The organism is Acidovorax sp. A1169, from assembly GCF_030704685.1.
Taxonomy (GTDB): Bacteria; Pseudomonadota; Gammaproteobacteria; order Burkholderiales; family Burkholderiaceae_C; genus Acidovorax.
Genome location: NZ_JAUZDX010000059.1, coordinates 1 through 1,538, shown reverse-complemented (window position 1 = coordinate 1,538; position 1,538 = coordinate 1). Strand labels below are relative to the sequence as shown.

Sequence of the window (1,538 nt, the reverse complement as noted above, 5' to 3'; positions counted from 1 at the left end):
GCCTTATGAAGCCGTTCTCGGCATTTAAAAAGCCAGCAAATGCCTCACTCTTTCACCGTCCGCATCGCCTCCATCATCTGCGCGATACCCATCAAGCCCATCACCCGCTTGAGGTTGTAGGCCAGCACATGCAGGCTCATCTCGGTGCCCACGTGCTTGAGGGTCTTCGTCAGGAAGTGCGTCGAGCCCATCCAGTGCTTGAGCGTGCCGAAGACATGCTCCACGGTGGAACTGCGCCATGTCATCGCCTCGGGGTTGCTGTCAAGCCGTTGCTGAACGCGCTCCAGCACTTCTTCGTGCTCCCATCGCCGGACACGTCGGTATTTGCTGGTCGTGCATTGCTCGCGCAGCGGGCAGTGCGGACAGGCGCTTGACCAATAGATGCTCAGGCTCAAGCCTTTCTCGACCGCTCTGAACCGATGGATCGCACGCTCGCCTGCAGGGCATTGGTACTCGTCATCCTTGGCGATGTAGATGAAGTCGCCTTTATCGAAGCGCCCCTCGGCTTTCGCGTTGGATGTCATCGGCTTGGGCACGAAGGTCGTGATGCCCGCGTCTTCGCAGGCCTTGAGCTGCGGGCCACTGAAGTAGCCCCGGTCGGCGAAGGCTTGCAGGTTCTCACCTCCCATGGCCTGGTCTGCGGCACAGGCCATGTTGTGCAGCTGTGCCCGGTCATTGCCAATGTTCGTGACCTCGTGCGCGACGATCAGGTGGTGCCTGGCATCGACAGCTGTCGGCACGTTGTAGCCTACCAGGCCCGATCCCTTGGCCTGGGTGGCCATCGAACGTGCATCGGGGTCGGTGAGCGAGACCTGGCCATCGGGAAGGCTCTTCAATTGCTCCTTGAGACCGTCAAGTTGCCGCATCTGCTCACGCAGCTTCTTCAGCTTCTCCTGCAGTCGTTCGGTCTTGGCTTCGACCTCAGCGGGCTGCGTGCGGTCTGCGGTCTCCAGCGCGGCCAGGTAACGCTGGATGCTCTGCTCGATCTGCTGCTGGCGGGCCTCGATCTTGCCAGGCGTGAAGTTGCGGTCGCGGCTGTTGACGGCCTTGAACTTGCTGCCATCAATCGCCACGATGGCCTGTGCGAAGAGGTTCAGCTGCCGGCACATGGTGATGAAGCGCTTGCAGACGATGCGGATGCGAGCGCCATTGCTCCGACGGAAGTCCGCGAGCCAGAAGCGAAACAGCCCCCCGCCGATGAAAGCCATCCTGAACCCTATTCCGGCTTTCACGGACGTTGGCTATCATCTCGGGTTCCGACTGCAGGCACTTGAAGGTGCCTGGCACCTGCTCTGGGGCATTCTGAGTCTCGCTTCGGCGACGTTCCCCACGCTGGTCCAGTTGCAAGGAAGCGCGCTAGCCTGGACCGCCAAATGCAGCAGCAGGAGTGGAGTACCCTGCTCGACAACGCCAACGCCCCCGCAGACCATCAAACTTTGTCTGGCGATGGCCGGTGACAATGCTCTTGGTGTGTCACGGCCATAGCCAGGCTAGCCCTAGGAGTCTGCGCGGCAGAACCGGGTAGTTCCTGATGTCGA

The 1,538-nt window shown here is 61.1% G+C and carries 1 pseudogene; it reads right to left on the bottom strand.

Annotated elements, in window-relative coordinates:
• Positions 1-44 precede the first annotated feature (44 nt).
• Positions 45-1,172: pseudogene (locus QYL93_RS31800) on the bottom strand (IS1182 family transposase); the annotation flags it as partial.
• Positions 1,173-1,538 lie beyond the last annotated feature (366 nt).